This is a genomic window from Bacillus sp. CFBP9009, from assembly GCF_036541465.1.
In the GTDB taxonomy this organism is placed as follows: Bacteria; Bacillota; Bacilli; order Bacillales; family DSM-1321; genus Peribacillus.
Genome location: NZ_JAZHFU010000021.1, coordinates 25,662 through 42,374, shown reverse-complemented (window position 1 = coordinate 42,374; position 16,713 = coordinate 25,662). Strand labels below are relative to the sequence as shown.

At 39.8% G+C, this 16,713-nt stretch carries 22 protein-coding genes and 1 riboswitch; of the genes, 6 read left to right on the top strand and 16 right to left on the bottom strand.

Features of this window, described 5'->3' with window-relative positions; genetic code table 11:
- Nucleotides 1-146: 146 nt before the first annotated feature.
- The 7 genes from V3595_RS25845 to V3595_RS25815 all read right to left on the bottom strand — a co-directional run bounded on the left by V3595_RS25845 (nucleotide 147) and on the right by V3595_RS25815 (nucleotide 6,492).
- Nucleotides 147-314, bottom strand: a complete 168-nt coding sequence (locus V3595_RS25845) for a hypothetical protein (protein ID WP_162878727.1) — start codon at nucleotides 312-314, stop codon at nucleotides 147-149.
- Between the two features lie 236 nt (nucleotides 315-550).
- Nucleotides 551-1,513 carry a homocysteine S-methyltransferase gene (mmuM, locus tag V3595_RS25840; protein WP_485910562.1) on the bottom strand — a complete coding sequence of 321 codons (963 nt, stop codon included), beginning with the start codon at nucleotides 1,511-1,513 and terminating at the stop codon, nucleotides 551-553.
- Nucleotides 1,510-2,898, bottom strand: coding sequence for an S-methylmethionine permease (gene mmuP / locus V3595_RS25835; protein ID WP_485910560.1), 1,389 nt, complete (start codon nucleotides 2,896-2,898; stop codon nucleotides 1,510-1,512). The genes mmuM and mmuP overlap by 4 nt, the downstream gene beginning before the upstream one ends.
- A gap of 83 nt (nucleotides 2,899-2,981) precedes the next feature.
- A riboswitch (SAM riboswitch) is annotated at nucleotides 2,982-3,084 on the bottom strand.
- A gap of 224 nt (nucleotides 3,085-3,308) precedes the next feature.
- The gene (locus V3595_RS25830; protein WP_485910558.1) at nucleotides 3,309-3,917 is read right to left on the bottom strand and encodes a flavin reductase family protein; all 609 of its coding nucleotides are present in this window, start codon (nucleotides 3,915-3,917) and stop codon (nucleotides 3,309-3,311) included.
- A 17-nt stretch (nucleotides 3,918-3,934) separates the two neighbouring features.
- Nucleotides 3,935-4,543: an alpha/beta hydrolase gene (locus tag V3595_RS25825; RefSeq protein ID WP_485910556.1), complete on the bottom strand. Its 609-nt coding sequence runs from the start codon at nucleotides 4,541-4,543 to the stop codon at nucleotides 3,935-3,937.
- Nucleotides 4,543-5,490 (bottom strand): ring-cleaving dioxygenase, encoded by a 948-nt coding sequence (locus tag V3595_RS25820; protein ID WP_485910554.1) that lies wholly within the window; start codon nucleotides 5,488-5,490, stop codon nucleotides 4,543-4,545. The genes V3595_RS25825 and V3595_RS25820 overlap by 1 nt, the downstream gene beginning before the upstream one ends.
- 24 nt (nucleotides 5,491-5,514) lie before the next feature.
- Entirely contained in the window at nucleotides 5,515-6,492 is a 978-nt protein-coding gene (locus V3595_RS25815) for a ring-cleaving dioxygenase (RefSeq protein WP_485910552.1), read from the bottom strand.
- Nucleotides 6,493-6,737: 245 nt separating this feature from the next.
- On the opposite strand from V3595_RS25815, the gene V3595_RS25810 reads away from it, so the two are divergent.
- The gene (locus V3595_RS25810; protein WP_402905140.1) at nucleotides 6,738-7,337 is read left to right on the top strand and encodes a nitroreductase family protein; all 600 of its coding nucleotides are present in this window, start codon (nucleotides 6,738-6,740) and stop codon (nucleotides 7,335-7,337) included.
- Between the two features lie 185 nt (nucleotides 7,338-7,522).
- Here V3595_RS25810 and V3595_RS25805 read toward each other — a convergent pair whose 3' ends face one another.
- The 3 genes from V3595_RS25805 to V3595_RS25795 are packed head-to-tail and all read right to left on the bottom strand — an operon-like array spanning nucleotide 7,523 to nucleotide 9,851.
- Nucleotides 7,523-8,575, bottom strand: coding sequence for an alpha/beta fold hydrolase (locus tag V3595_RS25805; protein ID WP_485910550.1), 1,053 nt, complete (start codon nucleotides 8,573-8,575; stop codon nucleotides 7,523-7,525).
- Nucleotides 8,568-9,062, bottom strand: a complete 495-nt coding sequence (locus V3595_RS25800) for a hypothetical protein (RefSeq protein ID WP_485910548.1) — start codon at nucleotides 9,060-9,062, stop codon at nucleotides 8,568-8,570. Before V3595_RS25800 ends, V3595_RS25805 begins: the two co-directional genes overlap by 8 nt.
- Before the next feature lie 27 nt (nucleotides 9,063-9,089).
- The gene (locus V3595_RS25795; protein WP_485910578.1) at nucleotides 9,090-9,851 is read right to left on the bottom strand and encodes an SDR family oxidoreductase; all 762 of its coding nucleotides are present in this window, start codon (nucleotides 9,849-9,851) and stop codon (nucleotides 9,090-9,092) included.
- A gap of 309 nt (nucleotides 9,852-10,160) precedes the next feature.
- Here V3595_RS25795 and V3595_RS25790 point away from each other — a divergent pair, with 309 nt between their 5' ends.
- Nucleotides 10,161-10,610: an OsmC family protein gene (locus tag V3595_RS25790; protein WP_485910546.1), complete on the top strand. Its 450-nt coding sequence runs from the start codon at nucleotides 10,161-10,163 to the stop codon at nucleotides 10,608-10,610.
- Between the two features lie 51 nt (nucleotides 10,611-10,661).
- Here V3595_RS25790 and V3595_RS25785 read toward each other — a convergent pair whose 3' ends face one another.
- Complete coding sequence (locus V3595_RS25785; protein ID WP_485910544.1) at nucleotides 10,662-10,913, bottom strand: YkuS family protein; 252 nt, start codon at nucleotides 10,911-10,913, stop codon at nucleotides 10,662-10,664.
- A 98-nt stretch (nucleotides 10,914-11,011) separates the two neighbouring features.
- Between V3595_RS25785 and V3595_RS25780 the strand changes: the two genes are divergently transcribed.
- The gene (locus V3595_RS25780) at nucleotides 11,012-11,146 is read left to right on the top strand and encodes a YuzL family protein (protein WP_101225105.1); all 135 of its coding nucleotides are present in this window, start codon (nucleotides 11,012-11,014) and stop codon (nucleotides 11,144-11,146) included.
- A 129-nt stretch (nucleotides 11,147-11,275) separates the two neighbouring features.
- Here V3595_RS25780 and V3595_RS25775 read toward each other — a convergent pair whose 3' ends face one another.
- Nucleotides 11,276-11,437 (bottom strand): hypothetical protein, encoded by a 162-nt coding sequence (locus V3595_RS25775; protein ID WP_485910542.1) that lies wholly within the window; start codon nucleotides 11,435-11,437, stop codon nucleotides 11,276-11,278.
- Nucleotides 11,438-11,535: 98 nt separating this feature from the next.
- On the opposite strand from V3595_RS25775, the gene V3595_RS25770 reads away from it, so the two are divergent.
- Nucleotides 11,536-11,727: a hypothetical protein gene (locus V3595_RS25770; RefSeq protein ID WP_485910540.1), complete on the top strand. Its 192-nt coding sequence runs from the start codon at nucleotides 11,536-11,538 to the stop codon at nucleotides 11,725-11,727.
- Between the two features lie 413 nt (nucleotides 11,728-12,140).
- Here V3595_RS25770 and V3595_RS25765 read toward each other — a convergent pair whose 3' ends face one another.
- From V3595_RS25765 to V3595_RS25755, 3 genes are all read right to left on the bottom strand, one after another.
- Nucleotides 12,141-13,079: a magnesium transporter CorA family protein gene (locus V3595_RS25765; RefSeq protein WP_485910538.1), complete on the bottom strand. Its 939-nt coding sequence runs from the start codon at nucleotides 13,077-13,079 to the stop codon at nucleotides 12,141-12,143.
- Between the two features lie 319 nt (nucleotides 13,080-13,398).
- Entirely contained in the window at nucleotides 13,399-13,668 is a 270-nt protein-coding gene (locus V3595_RS25760) for a hypothetical protein (protein ID WP_309518866.1), read from the bottom strand.
- A gap of 64 nt (nucleotides 13,669-13,732) precedes the next feature.
- Complete coding sequence (locus V3595_RS25755; RefSeq protein WP_485910535.1) at nucleotides 13,733-14,812, bottom strand: nitric oxide synthase oxygenase; 1,080 nt, start codon at nucleotides 14,810-14,812, stop codon at nucleotides 13,733-13,735.
- Between the two features lie 261 nt (nucleotides 14,813-15,073).
- Here V3595_RS25755 and catR point away from each other — a divergent pair, with 261 nt between their 5' ends.
- Together catR and V3595_RS25745 are read left to right on the top strand one after the other, a co-directional pair.
- Nucleotides 15,074-15,397, top strand: coding sequence for a catDE operon transcriptional regulator CatR (gene catR / locus V3595_RS25750; RefSeq protein WP_101225109.1), 324 nt, complete (start codon nucleotides 15,074-15,076; stop codon nucleotides 15,395-15,397).
- 140 nt (nucleotides 15,398-15,537) lie between these two features.
- Entirely contained in the window at nucleotides 15,538-16,455 is a 918-nt protein-coding gene (locus tag V3595_RS25745) for an NAD(P)/FAD-dependent oxidoreductase (RefSeq protein WP_485910533.1), read from the top strand.
- A gap of 94 nt (nucleotides 16,456-16,549) precedes the next feature.
- On the opposite strand, the gene V3595_RS25740 is transcribed toward V3595_RS25745, so the two are convergent.
- The gene (locus tag V3595_RS25740) at nucleotides 16,550-16,696 is read right to left on the bottom strand and encodes a lmo0937 family membrane protein (protein ID WP_106027466.1); all 147 of its coding nucleotides are present in this window, start codon (nucleotides 16,694-16,696) and stop codon (nucleotides 16,550-16,552) included.
- Between the last annotated feature and the right edge of the window lie 17 nt (nucleotides 16,697-16,713).

The following is a 16,713-nucleotide window of genomic DNA, read 5'->3' as shown; positions in this document are numbered from 1 at the left end:
TTTATTATCTTTAATAGAAGAAAGTCGGCCTACTACAACAAGGTATGATAGATATCTGTTCCCCTCTTGATTTATTAGTAATGAAAGAAAAAACCATAGCAAAAGCTCATGGTTTTCCCCCCATATATACATGAAATATCAATATATTAAGGCATCTCGTCTTCTTTTTCCCGATTTTTAAAAGCTTCATGTGTGACAATATCCTCGATTTGTTCATACTGCCGGCTGTGTTCCTTCTCTTCGCTAATTCTATTATTAGGTAAATTTCCTGGATGGCCTTTTTCTTTGTGATTAAAATTTTTACCACGGCTCATACTCATTTCTCTCCTTTCTATTCATTGTTTGTTTAGTTTTCCCAAGCACACAAATATTATGATTTAATTTCCCCTATTACTGTTTTTGCACCGGTTTCTTTTTCAGCCTAAGAGATAAGATAACTCGAGTTTGAATAATGAGCTCAAAAAGAACAGGAACCGCCTGATTATGACGCTTCCTGTTCCTTTTAGTTAGGGTCTATATACTACCTACATACCTTATAACAGTACAAGGGCTAGGAGGATACCACCACGGAAGGTCGCCACTTTCTTGAAATGTCTTCAATATGATGTGGTGCCGTTCTGCAGCACCCTCCAATTAAACGCGCCCCTGCATGGTGCCATTCTTCAGATTTCAGGTCGAGCCTGTTACATGATTCTTGACCATGCCATGTTTTAGTTTCTGGATTATATGTTTCACCTGAATTCGGATAAACAATGATTGGTTTATCCGTGTTTGCACGCAACACCTGGATGGCTTCCGTGATACATGATACTGGCGCACAGTTGATGCCGATTGCTGCAATTTGCTCACTGTCCCCAAACAATCTTGTACACTCCTCGAGTAATGTACCGTCACTTATCGCTTTTTCATTTTTCAATGAAAAGGATAGCCAAGCATACACTTCTGGATAATCCTTCAATAATGAATATAATACTTTTGCTTCTTGCAGGGAAGGAATCGTTTCAAATGCTAAAAGGTCAGCTCCTGCTTCAATCAACGCTGATATTCGTGAGCGATGAAATGACGTTAAAGTTTCATCCGAAACACCATAGTTTCCTACATACTCTGAACCATCTGCAAGATAAGCCCCATAAGGGCCAACAGATGCAGCAACCAATGGCTTAGGCCTATGCGTTTGATTTTCTTCCTTCCAAAAATTATCTCTTGCTTTTCTTGCGAGTAAAACCGTTTTCCGGATTAGCTCCAAAGCCTCTTTTTCTTGTATTCCGCGGAGGGCGAAACCTTCAACAGTGGCTTGGTAGCTAGCCGTAATCGCACAGTCCGCTCCAGCACGAAAATAGTCAGAATGCACTTGATAAATCACTTCTGGATTTTCAAGTAATACACGTGCAGACCAGAGCGGGTCGTCCAAATCACATCCATGCCTCTCTAGCTCTGTAGCTAAAGCTCCGTCCAAAATCATGACTGAATGATCTCGTAAAATAGCGTCAATTGGGTTAGTTTTATTGTTCATGATCTACTCCTCTTTTCTTTATGGTTTTGTGTCATATAATAACTTCCATAGCAAAACAAAATAAATGGAATGCCACAATATAGTGCAATTCGTTGTGTAGGATCAAATGCAATTCCTATGCAAGAAGCCAGGCATAGCATAAAAGAAACGATTGGTACGAGTGGATATAATGGCGTTCGATAAGCCAAGTCATTTACTGAATTTCCTTCTTTTATATATCGTCTGCGAAATAGAAACTGTGACACGCTAATACTCATCCAAACTACAACCACGGCTAGTCCAGAAATGGATACAAGCACTATGTAAACAGTATCCGGTGCAATAATACTCGAGAACAGGGCTAAACAGCCGCCCAACATACTGAAAAGGACTGCATTTATCGGAACTCCCCGTTTTGTCAATTTTGCAAATATTGGTGATATAGTTTCCTTATCTGAAAGTGACCAAAGCATTCTGGATGATGCATACAATCCTGAGTTTGCAGCAGACAAAATGGCAGTTAATATAACAAAGTTCATAATATCCGCTGCATATGGCACACCAATCCGTTCAAGAACTGCCACAAAGGGGCTTTCTAATACGCTTGCATCCGAAATAGGCAATAATGCGGATAATACAACGATGGTTCCTACAAAAAAGATAATCAATCTCCATAATGTCATACGGATTGCCTTTGGTATCGTTTTTTCTGGATTCACAGTCTCTCCAGCTGCAATTCCGATTAATTCCGTTCCAGAGAATGCGAAATTCACCGCAAGCATCGTCATTATAATGGCAAAAGCACCATTCGGAAATAAACCTTCACTTGTAAAATTGGAGAATAACGGAGCGGATTGTGAATGAATTATTGGAATAAAACCTAGCATTGCCGCTGCTCCCAAAATAATAAAAATCACAATGGCAAATACCTTTATAGACGCAAACCAAAATTCGGATTCAGCGAAAAATTTAACGGTCCACGCATTTAATGCCAAGACCAATATGGCAAATAGTGCACTCCATATCCAGACATTGATTGATGGAAACCATCTCTGCATCAACAAACCTGCAGCCGTGAATTCCGAACCTAGTGCAACAGTCCAAGTTAGCCAATACAACCAAGCTACTGTATACCCTGTCCCAGGACCTATGTATTTAGCTGAGTAGCTATGAAACGCACCTGTCTCGGGCATATGTACTGCCAGTTCACCTAGACATAGCATGACTAGATAAACCACTAATGCCCCAATCAGATACGAAAGGATGGTGCCGAATGGGCCAGCCTGTTGAATCGTATAACCCGAACTTAAGAATAAACCTGTTCCAATCACCCCGCCAAGCGATAGCATTATTATATGCCTTGCCTGCATTTCCCTTTGAAAATCATGCTTCCTTTTGTTCTCCATTCTTACTCTCCTTTATCTTGCATCCAGAAAAAACGAAAACGCACTCTAAAAAAGAGTGCGTTACTGACAAATAAACACGTACGGTCTTATCTATCAAGGTTTCACCCCCTGGAATTAGCACAGTATCATTGCAGACCTGTTGCTGAGGTTTCATGGGGCCAGTCCCTCCACCTCTCTGGATAAGAAATTATTTTTTTATAACTTTATCAATCTATGAATAAATTGTCAAGTTTTGTTTCGGTTTGTAAAGACTTCCTTTAAAATCCAAACGATCATCGACCTTTAGCATAGATATGAACTTGTTTTTGGAAAGTCGCTTACAGTATTAGAATTGCAGATAATGCTAACCGGGAATAATTAAAAAAAATGACGACACCTTAAAAGATGACGCCATTTTTCTTTCTTATTCCTTAAGGTCGTTCTATTTCAAATAATTCCCCTAGTTTTGTATAAGTATGACCCGCTAATCTTGCTACAGGTTTTAGCCCATTCTGGTCAATTCGGCCATTATGGTAAATATCCTGCTCTATATGATAGCAGACTATTTTCCCTATCAATAAATCACAACCAGGTTTATTCTTGGAACCTGCCAATGGTATCGCATGCTCTAATGTACATTCAAAGCGTACCTTCGCTTCTTGCAATCCTGGTACCGATACATTATCACTAACCGCCTGAGTGAAATTGGTAAGACCCAATTCACTTTCGTCAGACGGAAGTTCCTTGGCCGTTCGATTTGCATCAGCAACATTATCTTCATCAGTGATATGAACAACGAATTCACCTGTTTGAATTGCATTTCGGGCCGTGTCCTTTGAAACTCCTTCTTTCCGTTGAACAGAAATGGAAATCATCGGAGGATTGGAACTGACTATGTTAAAAAAACTGAACGGCGCTATATTGATTGTACCGGTTTCGGATTGTGTCGTAACCAGGGCTATTGGTCTCGGTATAATGCTTCCAGTCAAAAACTTATAATTTTCCCTTTCAGTAAGACTTTCAGGATTAACTGAAATCATCTTCATCCCTCTCATTCTTATAAAAAGATCTTTTGAAACCATGAACTTGCTGCATCAACCTCTGAACGTGTTAACTGATGACCGTAATTTTCCCAGTGAACATCCACCGCAGCACCAGCTTGGAGTAAAAGTTGATTAAGTTCATCAGTTTCTGCTGCCGGGCAAATCGGATCGTTTTTACCTGCAGCAATGAATACAGGTATATCCGATAGGGCCGGCAAAGCAATCCCGCGTCTAGGCACCATTGGATGATGAAGAATCGCTCCTTTTAAAGCCCCTTCGAAATGGAACATCAAACTTGCTGCTATGTTTGCACCATTAGAATAACCTAATGCCACCACTCTGTCACGATCGAAGTCATATTGTCCGGATGCTGATTCCAAGAAGTCATAAAGCTCCTTCGTACGGAAAATCAAATCTTCTTCATCAAAAACTCCTTCAGCCAGCCGGCGGAAATAACGAGGCATTCCGTTTTCAAGTACATTTCCCCGTACGCTGAGTACGGATGATCCCGGTGAAACCATTTCCGATAATGGCAAAAGATCCGTTTCCGTTCCTCCAGTGCCATGTAAAAGCAAAAGCAACGGTGCATCTGGATTACTTCCTTTTTGAAAAATATGCTTCATCATTTATCCTCCTCTAGTACCCTCGGCACTGCCGGCAGTAACGTTTTCTCCATGATCTCCCTTTTTTCTTCAAGCCATGGCGGCAGCATTAATTTACTACCCATCGTTTCCTTCGTTTCATCATGAGCAAAGCCAGGTGGATCTGTGGCAACTTCAAAGAGTATGCCTCCATCTTCCCTGAAATAAATGGCATCGAAGTATTGGCGGTCTTTAAAGGGTGTCACGCCATAGCCATGGTTTGCGATATGCTCCCTCCATTCTTTATGATCTTCATTATCGCCTGCACGCCATGCAAGATGATGGACAGTTCCCACTCCGATTTTCCCATTTGGCAAAACCGTTTTTTTAACATCTATCAAATTTCCGATGTCCGATGTGGATTTAAAGCGGATGAAATCGCCCTCTTCCCCAATCTTTTGCAGGCCCATCACTTCCTCTAATAGCTCCATCGTTTTTATCGGTTTCGACGTCAATAATACAGCACCGCCGAATCCCTTGATCGCCTTGTCAGCTGGTACACCGCCGAATGACCACTCGCTATTTTTACCTTCTTTACGCTCAACCAGTTCAAGTTGCAATCCATGTGGGTCCTGAAATCCCAGATAATCCTCGCCGAAGCGTGAGATCTTTTCAAAGTCAATATTAAATTTACCCAAGCGCGTTTCCCAGAAGCCCATTGAACCTTCCGGAACGGCATATGTTGTAATCCCCACTTGTCCGGAGCCAATTGTCCCTCGGTATGCCCCAGGCCAAGGAAAGAAAGTAATGATAGTGCCCGGTGAACCTGAATCATCTCCGAAATATAAATGATAGGTGCCTGGATCATCAAAATTAACGGTTTTCTTCACCATACGCATCCCCAGCACTCCAGCATAAAAATCCACATTCTCTTGAGGATTGCCTACAATTGCGGTTATATGATGTATTCCTGCATTTTGCTTTTGCATGCCGATTACTTCCTTTCCCGTTGATTAATTTGTTGATTTTGTATTCAGTGGTTTTAAATTCGATTCAATATCCTTTCTTTTTGATTCTAAAAATGGCGGCAGGGCAAGGTTCTCACCTAGGTGCTGCTCTGCTTCATCCACTGCAAAACCAGGTCCATCAGTAGCTAGTTCAAATAATATGCCATTCGGCTCCCTAAAATAAAGTGAACGAAAATAAAAGCGGTCCACATATCCAGAGTTCACGAATTTTGATTCACTAATTTTTTCTATCCATTTTCTCAGTTCTTCTTCATTATCCACCCGAAAGGCAACATGGTGTACACCACCCCTCCCCAACCTTTCCCGAGGAATGTCATTCCTTTCTTCAATATGAAGTTCCGCTCCTGTTCCTCCCTCACCTGTCTCGTAAACGACAATTGGATTTTGCCCCCTAATTAAAGATGGACATGTGCCTGATTTCCTGAACCCCAATACCTCGGAAAGAACACTTTCTGTTTGTTCACTATTGGGTACAGTAAGTTTTACCGGTCCTAATCCAAGGATGGAAAACTCTTGCGGTACCGGGCTTCCATCCCATGGTGATCCTCCTTGAACACCGTTATTATCCTGATCGGAAACCAGAAGTAGCCTCTGCCCTTCAGGATCTTTAAAAGAAAGCACCTTCCTTTCAAAACGGCTCGATATTTCATCATGCTCAACATTGAATTCCACAAACCGTTTTTTCCAATATCCTAGAGCTTCATCATCTCTCACCCTTAAAGAAATTTCTGAAATGCTATTGTTTCCCTCATGAGTGCGGGCAGCATTGGGAATTTCAAAAAAAGTCAATTCCGTACCCGGAGAACCGATTTGATCTCCATAAAATAAGTGATACACACGAACATCATCTTGATTCACCGTTTTTTTGATTAATCGCATCCCTAAGACTTTTGTGTAGAAATCAAAGTTATTTCCCGCTTTAGCTGTAATCGCCGAAACATGATGTAATCCTTTTAATTCCATCCTTACCACTCCTATCTTTATAAATCTCCCCTTACGGAGATGAATTAATCCGTAAATAATATCTCGAATTCGAGGTATTTAACCAAACATATAATACTTTTAATACAAATATCTTGATTTAAAGATAAATGACAGCGATAAATTTGTCAACCATTTTCATTCAAATAATTTCACCCGTATACACTTTTCATAAAATAATAAAATCAGGTCAAAATAAGTCGGTATAATGAATGGAGGTATGATATATGGCTAAAGATTTTTTTAGCGCAATTGAAGATAGACGCTCTTATTATTCCCTTAGCAAGGAACGTGTTGTCCCTAATAAAAGGATTAAAGAAGTTATCGATCATGCCGTTCAATATTCCCCTTCCGCTTTCAATTCCCAAAGTGCAAGAGTGATTGTTTTAACTGGTCAAAGCCACGACCAATTATGGGATATCACGAAGAACACATTAAGAAAAGCTGTCGGTGACAAAGATTTTGAAAAGACGGAAGAAAAAATGAAGTCATTTATAAATGGTTATGGTACGGTTTTATTCTTTGAAGACCAGGCCATTATAACAAGGCTTCAAGAACAATTCAAAACGTATGCCGAAAACTTTCCGATTTGGTCGAACCAATCGTCTGCCATTTTACAATTTGTCGTATGGACTTCCTTGGAAATTGAGGGGTTTGGTGCAAGCCTTCAGCATTATAATCCTTTAATCGATGACGAAGTGAGAAAGACATGGGATATATCACGCGATTGGAAACTCATCGCACAGATGCCCTTTGGAAAACCCACTGCAGAGCCTGGCGATAAAGACTTCTCACCACTTGAAGAACGAGTGAAATATTATCAATGATACAATAGGGGCTGGCTCTACATACCGAGCCAGCCCTTTCATTTATTTCGCTTTTAGTAATCTGGAAATGTTGCAAAAAATTTTGAAAATATCAATGACGCAAAGCCTATATATTCTACAACCGGCATGATTTTGATATCCACACTGGCGTTCAACACGTACATTTCACATCCCCCTAGTAACCTTTATTGAATTGGTGAAGAACGCCCTGGTAGCCATTCCTTCAAATAATATGGGAGTTCACCGGAATATTGTTTAGCAGCATGTCCACTTTTCAGTAGGCTATATGTCTTATCCTTACATGTTAGATGCTTCATTACCGGATAAATCATTTCCTGTGGGACCAATCGATCATACTTACCCGCTATTACCAAAACACTAGCATCAATTTTCGATAGCTTCGCTTTTTTTCCCCTTACCTTAAAACCACCATTAACCAAGCTATTTTTTATCAATAAATCCTTGGTTATTTGTTTTGCGGCTGCTCCGGATAATGGTACATGCCCATTAGTCCAAGCATTGAAGCGGCGCCAATTTTGAACGTATTCCTCATCATCCGCTTGATTCAATAAAGATAAATAGGGTGATATATAGATGGGAGATGTCATTAACCGGATTCCATATTTAACTGCACTGGCTGGAATCGTTTGATAAATATCTATTGTCTCGTCAAAATCCGCTGTCCCTTCTTTTAACGCTACCTGCCATTGATCAAAAAATTCTGAGGCACTGAAATCCACCGGGGTAGCGGAAAGAATCAAATTCTTGATCGGCTCGTCTGCAATGGCAGCATATATTGCGGCTATTGTACCGCCGAGGCAAAACCCCATAACTGTAATTTCTGATGCTCCAGAGTGGCGTAATGCACGCTGCACTCCTTTTTGAATATAATCGACGATATAATCTTCGATCGATATTTCACCATCTTCAAAGCCCGGGCTTCCAAAATCAAGCAAATATACATCAAAACCTTCATTTACAAAAGATTCTATTAAACTATTCCCTGGGGACAAATCAAGAATCAAAGGAGTATTGATTAGTGAATATATAAGAAAAACCGGTACATCATATTTTTTTTGTGTTGACGGATAATACCAAAGCGTTGATTTGTTTTTTTTCCACACCGCTATTTTCGGCGTCAGTCCCATTTCAGGCATTGGCTGATTGTGAATATCCATTAAATGTTTCCATTTAGTTTTGGATTCGGATTGATTTTTCGGCACTTTCCTCTTAGACATTTGACTTCCCCTGTCCAAGTGAATCGAACTCAGGCAACTGTGAGCTTAACAATAAGGAGTTATTTATAAAATCCGATATCCTTTTTTTACTCCCTTCCATTTCATTGGATTCCAATCTTGATTTTTTTTTCATACTGCGGGATGATTTGGCATTACGAATTGAAGAATTACCTCTGACATTCCCGCCCCTATCCTCGACAAGTATAGAGACCAGCTCTTCTAACCTATCAATTTTTTCTTCGAGCTGGATGACTAATTTCGCTAAACTCGCCACATCTCTTTTTGTTGGGTAATTCATGATGATGGACATTCTTTCTGAGGCTTCCTGCAGACTATTTATTCTTGGAACCTGCATTTGTGCATTATCGCTTACTGTTTCTATTAATTCGCGATTATTCAGCAGATTTTGAATTTTACTATTGAGCTGCTGCTCTTTTTGTGTGCCTAGTAATTTAAGCCCTTTATAAAAATTTGATTTTTCCGTCATATATTTCTTCCTTCCTTTCTCCTCCGTTTACACTAATGCCGATATTCCACCGTCAATGATCAAAACATGTCCAACCATATAGTCAGAAGCCTGTGAGGCTAAAAATACGGCGGCACCCTTTAAATCATCTTCATCGCCAAACCTCCCGGCCGGAGTTTTACCTAATATGTCATAATTAGACTTTTCAAGAATTTTCTTAGTGATTTTAGTCGGGAAAAATCCAGGTGCAATTGCATTGACTTGGATGCCGTATCTAGCAAGTTTAACTCCCAAATCCTTGGTCATTGTAATGATGGCACCCTTACTGGTGTTATAAGCTATCGTATCCAATAGCTCAGGAAACGTCCCGCCAAGACCTGTCACCGATGCAATATTTATGATTTTTCCGGAATTTTGCTGCTTCATGACCTTCGCTACAGCCTGTGAAAACAGGAATGTACCTGTAACGTTAACGCTCAATACTTTTTCCCATTTATCCTTGGGAAGATCCAAAAGCGGACCTGACCAGGACGTACCGCTATTATTGACAAGAATATCAATCGTGCCGAATTGAGCAACTGTTTCCTGGACGACATGGTCAATGGCATTCTCATCCGTGATATCACATTCAAAGGCAACGGCATTTACACCCATCGATTGCAATTCTTCACATACCTCCATACATAGAGGTAGATTTCGTGAAGCAATGACTATATTTGCACCTGCCTCCCCCAACGCCATGGCGATCTGTTTGCCCAGTCCTCTGCCTCCGCCGGTAATGATAGCCGTTTTATTAGTCAAATCGAACATATTACTCAATGTAGTCAACTTTTCAGCCCTTCCTTAATGAAGTATCATTTATATAAAACCGTCTATATCATTATAGAAAAGCCTATCCAATATTGTGCTTAAAATAGCCTGATGCCTCTGCCTTTGTTTCATCAACAGTATCCTTTATATCAATATTGCCTATCCGTTCGACCGCTAAGGTCGGCTTTGAATTGGCATACTGAAAACTTAATTTGACCCACTGCTGTATGATTACTCCCCGAGTGAGCAAAATCGGATACTTAACCGGTTTAATCGTTTACACTATAGAAAAGTAAGGAGGTTAAAAAAATGACGATACATCACTTTCATTTAACCGCGGAATGGCCCGGCGGCAGAAATGATATCGGCACGATTCATTCAGGGAATCTTCAAACACAGATAAGTATTCCTACTGGAATGGAAGGACCAGGGATCGGGACTAATCCCGATGAAATGCTTCTTGGGGCGGCATCGACCTGCTATATCATTACCTTTGCTGCCATGTTAGAGCGAGCCCATTTAGAAAAGGTGAGCTTGACCATGCAATCGGAAGCGTTAGTGGATGTTACGAATGGTGTATTCACCTACAAGAAAATCATTCATCGACCTGCACTTATATTAGTACCGGGTACTTCTGAAAAAGTGGTTGAAAAAGCGAGGAAACTTGCTGAAAAAGCTGAAACTTCATGTATGATTTCTAGAGCGCTCAAAGGTAATGTAGCGGTGGAATTGATTGCGACAATTTCCATTGCACAGTAACCTAAAACAGAAAAAGTGCCTAATCCTATATCGGTTTAGGCACTTTTCGAACTATTGAATGGTGTTCACTTTATTTTCAACTTCGCGGCACACTTCATCAGCCGTTAAACCATTTGCCTCAATGATAGACGCTTTTATTGAAGTATCGCTTATACCCATCATATTACTTTCCAAACCTGTTACCACACAACAATCCACGTTTTTTGCGTCAGCTTCTTGTTTAATTTCCACAACATCAAAACCTTTTTCACGAAGTGCTTCCTGAATATTCGTTAATGATTCTTCAACACCGATTTTTGACATCAACACACACCTCCTCTACCTTCTAACCTGTCCTTTTCACCCTCAATATATGTATAGGATGCAAAGGAATTAGGGAAAGTAATATCGAGGTGATAAACATGAATGGAAAAAACAAGAAAGATGCTTCACAAACTCGTTTAGGTTCTTCTCAGGTAGAGGGGCAAGGTACAACTACGAAAGAAACCGGGTCCTTCACTCAACCCTCTTCACTCAAAAAGCAAAAGCGTTCCTGATAAAAGAGTCTATATCAACCATGGAATTCCGTCTTCATGATACGCAAAAAAAAAACGCTTGGTTTATCCGCCAAGCGTTTTCCACTGCATGATCCTGTGTTGCTTTACTTTGACGTTCAGGGACTTCTCTTACATATTTTGCTTTCTGATTTCCTCTTGGATCTTTAGATCATTCAATTGATCTCCATCTATTGTTTTTGAATCCATTTTACCTTTATCGCCTCCATCTGGATTTAAATCACTTGCCCTTAAATTATTATTGGTAGCTGCTTGCTCGTTCCATTTTGCCATCATGATCTCCTCCTCAGTCCTTTATCCTTCCCAAACCTAAGAATATTCATGAATACACCCCATCCTTTATTGCAAAGATAAAAATGGAGGTGGTTTTATTGGAACCAAACAAACCCGGCAATAAGAATGTACCGGACTTTAAAGAGTTGAACGATCGTATCATCAGAGAAGCATCACAGAGTCCCCGTTTAGTGATTAAAACAAATTTGGATGCAAAGAATGTAAAAGATGAGAACCCTTATTCCGATCGAATTAACAGTGAAGGATTTGCTGATTTTTTTGAGGAATAAAACAAAACCTGCTTGGCAGCCTCAACCAAATGGTTCGCTGCACCAGTTGATCCTATAGTAATCATTTCAAGTTGAACACGCTTAATAGATGTTTAGAAAGCATCCTTATCACCTCAAGTTTTATTAATTCTATTTTAAAACAATAAAGACTTTAGGCAAAAGGGTTCTATCTAAAAGTTAAAACAAAGTTGATTGGAATGGAAGGTGCGAGACTCCTGCGGGAAATGCGAGTCCAGGGGAGACCCCGCAGGCGCAAAGGCGCCGAGGAGGCTCCCGGACCGCCCGCGGAAAGCGAGTGCCTGGAGTGGAAATCAATGTTCAAATTACACAAACCCCTGTTTCAGACTGTAGACAAACTCGATTTACATCGAGTTTGTCTACAGTCTGAAACAGGCTTAATAAGCCGGTAAATTTTAAAAATATTTTTTCTTCCAAAAAATGAATGCCGTCGTCCCCGCCAATGTTATGGCAATTAATAATGTAAATATGAATGCAAACCGATTATGTTCAAATGGCAGTTCCACATTCATTCCGTAAAAACTTGCCACCATCGTCGGCAGTGTCAAAATAATAGTCACGGAGGTTAGAAACTTCATGGCATTATTGACATTATTGGAAATGATCGAAGCGAACGCATCCATCATACCGCTAAGAATGGATAGATACACTTCTGCCATTTCAATTGCCTGAGCATTTTCGATGATTACATCCTCAAGCAATTCTTTATCTTCTTCATACATTTTCAAATAATTAAAACGAAGGATCTTATCAAGTACTACACGATTAGATTTCAATGATGTCGTAAAATAAACCAGGCTTTTTTCCAAAGCAAGGAAAGTGTATAATTCTTTATTTTTCATGGACTGATGCAATTCACGTTCGGCTTCATTAGTCATCTTGTTAATCTGTTTCAGGTAACGTAAATAATAGGATGAAATTTCAAATAATAATTGTAAAGCAAACCTTGTTTTCTTATTGGTGAAAAATCCTTTGATCTTATTGTTTTTGAAATTCGCCAATATCGGTGTTTCTTTCAAAGATACCGTAATGAAACAGTCTTTGGTAAAGATCATACCTATAGGAATCGTTTCAAAGATCGGTAAGTCTGCTTCGTCCCTGGTCAAATATGGAAAGTCGACAATAATTAAAACATTATCATCCTCTTTTTCGATACGGGGCCTTTCCTCATCATCAAGTGGATCTTTCATGAAATTGATCGGTAACTTCAAAGTCGTGCATATATAATCTATTTCAGCTTCTGTGGGCGCGACAATGTTCACCCAGGAACCTTTTGTCATTTCCTCGATATTGTTTAGGTGACGGTTTTCATCCGTCTTGTAGATTTCAATCATTTCTTGACCTCCTCTTCTATAGAGAAAGCCTTATTTTACCTTCTTCGAGCAGATACTCAGAGAGAATAACAGTCTCGACTTCTAGCATCATATTGGCTTCCTCTTGCTTTCTGGGTTCAGGATCATAAGAACTGCTGCTCACTCGTATCCACTTCCTTTCGATTCTTTAATCTTAATCCTTATTCATTTAAAGCACAATAAAGAATTTAATACCTTGGTTCCCTGTTTAGAATTCGCAATTATCAGTTTTTAACGCTTGAGAAATATAATAAAAACTACCACAAAAAAACACTTGGGTTTCCCCAAGCGTCTGATAACTTTATCCATGCTTAGCATTATTATAATAGTGAACACCATACATGGCGCCTTCATCTACCATTTTATTGTCGTCATGATCATATGGATCAGGGTGACCTGCCTTTTCAATTACAGGATCCAGCTCTGATGCCGTCCTATTCCAAAAGCCTACTGTTTTTGCTTTTGCATTGGACCATATATCCTTCACTTTTCCTCTGTTCGTTTTATTCGATAAAAATGAGACTCCGGCAACTCCGACTCCTAGTAATACCACGTTTCTTCCTAATGCCATCATTACCTTCCCCCTTATTTATTGGCTTGCTATATATATACCCAACGCCAATTAATGTAAACCTTTATTTATATGGAGGAATTTGATAAAAGAAATTAGGTTTCATTATTTCATTATTATATGGCTGATGAAAAACGTGGGTCGTGGCTGGAGAAACCGGCGGAATTAACCAGGTCCAGTCCCCAGTAACTTTCCGGTTACAAGTGGATTCTTTTTCTTCGAATTTCTTGAATTGTTTAGCTGCTGTATGGTGATCAACAATGCTGACTCCGTGTTTTTTATACGAATGAAGGACTGCTTCATTGAGTTCGATAAGGGCTCGATCTTTCCATAAACTTGAATCACGTTTAATATCCAAGCCCATCCTCTCCCCGATTGCCGGCAGCATATTGTAGCGTTCTTCATCAGCAAGGTTCCTGGCACCGATTTCCGTTCCCATGTACCACCCATTAAATGGTGCAGCTGAATACGTAATACCGCCAATTTCCAGCCTCATGCCAGATATGATTGGAACTGCATACCATTTGATTTGAAGATCTTTGAACCATGTCAGTTCAGGGTGGGTGATTTGAACTTCTTTAACGAGGCTTTCAGGTATATCATATAAACTAGGGGTTTTCCCGTCCAATTGGACTACAAGGGGTAAAATATCGAAACGTCCGAATTTCCCTTCCCATCCCAATGCCATACATTGCTTGGTGAATGCTATTGAACTTGAATCGCCGATTACGCCATGTTCCGTCTCATACCCTGCATATCGAATAAGCTGATGATTCCATATATCCACTTTTCGATCATGATCTTTTTGTTTGAAAATTGTAATCACAGGTCTGATGCTCCCATTATTCGTTGCATATTCGATATGCTCGAAGAGAGCCGATACAATTTCTTCTTCGCTTTGAATCATCCTTTTATCAATCACCCTCAGCGACTCCCAAAAAAAGCGTCCTATGCAACGATTGCTATTACGCCAAGCTAATTTAGCACCATAAGACAATTCTTCATATGTATGTTCATATCTGCCTGTTTCATCTATTTCCTTTTTGATTTGTTCAATCCTGCCATCCATGTCCTCTTCCGTTTTCGATAATTCCGGATAACTTGTCCTGATAAAGGATACGGCCTCTTGCAGTAAATCACTCATCTTTCCCACGAACCCTTCCATTTATAAAACTTTGACTTCAATATTAAAATAACATATTTTTCACGGTATCCCTAAAGAACACATTTTTTAAAAGCTTTTTTTTAAAAATGTGGCAATTACGGGGCGAATTTCTTTTCATGATACTTAAAGTAAGCTCATAAATTTCTTATACTTTAACATCTCTAGTAACTAAATTATTATCGGTAAAGTTGTTACATATGAGGTAAATGCATTATAATATATTAATAATGAGGTGATAAGATGAATAATACGACACTTTGTCCACGATTTGAAAAAGGAATGCAAATCTTGAGTAAACGCTGGACTGGATTGATTGTCAATCAATTACTTAATGGCCCTCAACGGTTTTGTAATATTGAATCTGCATTCCCGATAAGCGGCAGGATTCTTTCCGAACGTTTAAAGGACTTGGAAATTGAAGGTATTGTTAAAAGGGACGTATATCCAGAGACACCGGTCAGGATTGAATATTCTTTAACTGAAAAAGGCAAGGCTCTTGCACCGGTAATGAACGAAATTCAAAATTGGGCACAAGAATGGCTCGAACCAATACAAGAACAATGATACAGGCATTAACAAAAAAGGAGGAAGGTCCGCCAGCTGGCGGACTTCCTCCTTTTTTGTTTAAGAGCCAGCGACTAGTGGTATATTTTTTACAGATAGAATAACACTAGGTTTATTCCAAATTTATGGGCGGTGAATTCATGAAACAAGCAGATTGCATTATTATTGGTGGAGGTATAGCCGGTATTCAGGCAGCTATACAGCTCGGAAGATATAAACATAATATTATCGTCATTGACTCTGCTCAAGGCCGCTCTTCCATTGCCAAGGCTTACCATAACATTCTTGGATGGCCGGATGGGGTAAGCGGTAAACAATTAAGGACGCTTGGCAAACAGCACGCTGAAAAATTCGGTGTCGAATTCTTGGATGATACAGTGACATCTCTTGAAAAAAAACAGGACAAGTTTTTTATCCAAACAAAGAATGACAGGGAATATCAAGCAAAAATGATTTTTCTCGGTACCGGCATTACCGATAACATTCCTCCAATCAAAAACATCTATCCAACTCTTGGGACATCCACATATATATGCCCTGACTGTGATGGGTATGAGATCATGGACAAGCAAACCGTTGTTCTTGGAGGCGGAAATACGGGTGCGGGCATGGCCCTTACACTTTTATATTGGTCAAAAGATATCATTTACGTAAATCATTTGAAATCAAAAATTGATGATGATTATAGGGAAAAATTAAAGGAAAATCAGATTCCCGTAATCGAAGAAGAAGTTTGTGAGGTTCATGTCGACGACAAACAGCAGCTAACGGGCATACAATTAGTCTCCGGTAAAATAATCGAGGCTGAAAAAGCATTCACGGCGTTTAAAGGGAACAAACTAAATAATGACCTAGCCCTAAAATTAGGTGTGGAAGTCAATGAAAACAAACATGTCGTGATTCATCCCCGGACTAAAGAAACGAATATTAAAGGAGTCTGGGCAGGCGGTGACCTCGTTGCCCATTCAGAACAAGTCACTATTTCAATGGGGGATGGCACCCAAGCAGCGATATGGATTCATAAGAGGCTGTTAGGCCAGCCACTTCCTTACGATTGACAGCATAACGGAAAATTAAAAGGCGGCCTGTTCACCAGGCCGCCTTTTACATTGGTATTTATAAGCTTTTCCACGTCAGACATTCGATACACATCTACATTCGATTCCTTCCCTTAAAAACTTTAACCAAAATGAGAATGACCGCGATGATAAGCAAGATATGTATAAAGCCTGCAGCCACTTTAAAGACTAAACCAAGAACCCATAATAATATTATTACACCAATAATCGTCCAAATCATGATACTCCCCCATTCTT

Coding starts and splice junctions, on each gene's coding strand:
- V3595_RS25760 (WP_309518866.1), bottom strand. CDS start 13,668: ATGGCATTAGGAAGAAACGTGGTATTACTAGGAGTCGGAGTTGCCGGA.
- V3595_RS25800 (WP_485910548.1), bottom strand. CDS start 9,062: ATGACGGAAAAATCAAATTTTTATAAAGGGCTTAAATTACTAGGCACA.
- V3595_RS25815 (WP_485910552.1), bottom strand. CDS start 6,492: ATGGAATTAAAAGGATTACATCATGTTTCGGCGATTACAGCTAAAGCG.
- mmuM (WP_485910562.1), bottom strand. CDS start 1,513: ATGAACAATAAAACTAACCCAATTGACGCTATTTTACGAGATCATTCA.
- V3595_RS25830 (WP_485910558.1), bottom strand. CDS start 3,917: ATGATTTCAGTTAATCCTGAAAGTCTTACTGAAAGGGAAAATTATAAG.
- V3595_RS25785 (WP_485910544.1), bottom strand. CDS start 10,913: ATGTCAAAAATCGGTGTTGAAGAATCATTAACGAATATTCAGGAAGCA.
- V3595_RS25845 (WP_162878727.1), bottom strand. CDS start 314: ATGAGCCGTGGTAAAAATTTTAATCACAAAGAAAAAGGCCATCCAGGA.
- V3595_RS25765 (WP_485910538.1), bottom strand. CDS start 13,079: ATGATTGAAATCTACAAGACGGATGAAAACCGTCACCTAAACAATATC.
- V3595_RS25780 (WP_101225105.1), top strand. CDS start 11,012: ATGAATGGAAAAAACAAGAAAGATGCTTCACAAACTCGTTTAGGTTCT.
- V3595_RS25810 (WP_402905140.1), top strand. CDS start 6,738: ATGGCTAAAGATTTTTTTAGCGCAATTGAAGATAGACGCTCTTATTAT.
- V3595_RS25745 (WP_485910533.1), top strand. CDS start 15,538: ATGAAACAAGCAGATTGCATTATTATTGGTGGAGGTATAGCCGGTATT.
- V3595_RS25820 (WP_485910554.1), bottom strand. CDS start 5,490: ATGCAAAAGCAAAATGCAGGAATACATCATATAACCGCAATTGTAGGC.
- V3595_RS25805 (WP_485910550.1), bottom strand. CDS start 8,575: ATGTCTAAGAGGAAAGTGCCGAAAAATCAATCCGAATCCAAAACTAAA.
- catR (WP_101225109.1), top strand. CDS start 15,074: ATGAATAATACGACACTTTGTCCACGATTTGAAAAAGGAATGCAAATC.
- V3595_RS25755 (WP_485910535.1), bottom strand. CDS start 14,812: ATGAGTGATTTACTGCAAGAGGCCGTATCCTTTATCAGGACAAGTTAT.
- V3595_RS25790 (WP_485910546.1), top strand. CDS start 10,161: ATGACGATACATCACTTTCATTTAACCGCGGAATGGCCCGGCGGCAGA.
- V3595_RS25795 (WP_485910578.1), bottom strand. CDS start 9,851: ATGTTCGATTTGACTAATAAAACGGCTATCATTACCGGCGGAGGCAGA.
- mmuP (WP_485910560.1), bottom strand. CDS start 2,898: ATGGAGAACAAAAGGAAGCATGATTTTCAAAGGGAAATGCAGGCAAGG.
- V3595_RS25740 (WP_106027466.1), bottom strand. CDS start 16,696: ATGATTTGGACGATTATTGGTGTAATAATATTATTATGGGTTCTTGGT.
- V3595_RS25775 (WP_485910542.1), bottom strand. CDS start 11,437: ATGGCAAAATGGAACGAGCAAGCAGCTACCAATAATAATTTAAGGGCA.
- V3595_RS25825 (WP_485910556.1), bottom strand. CDS start 4,543: ATGAAGCATATTTTTCAAAAAGGAAGTAATCCAGATGCACCGTTGCTT.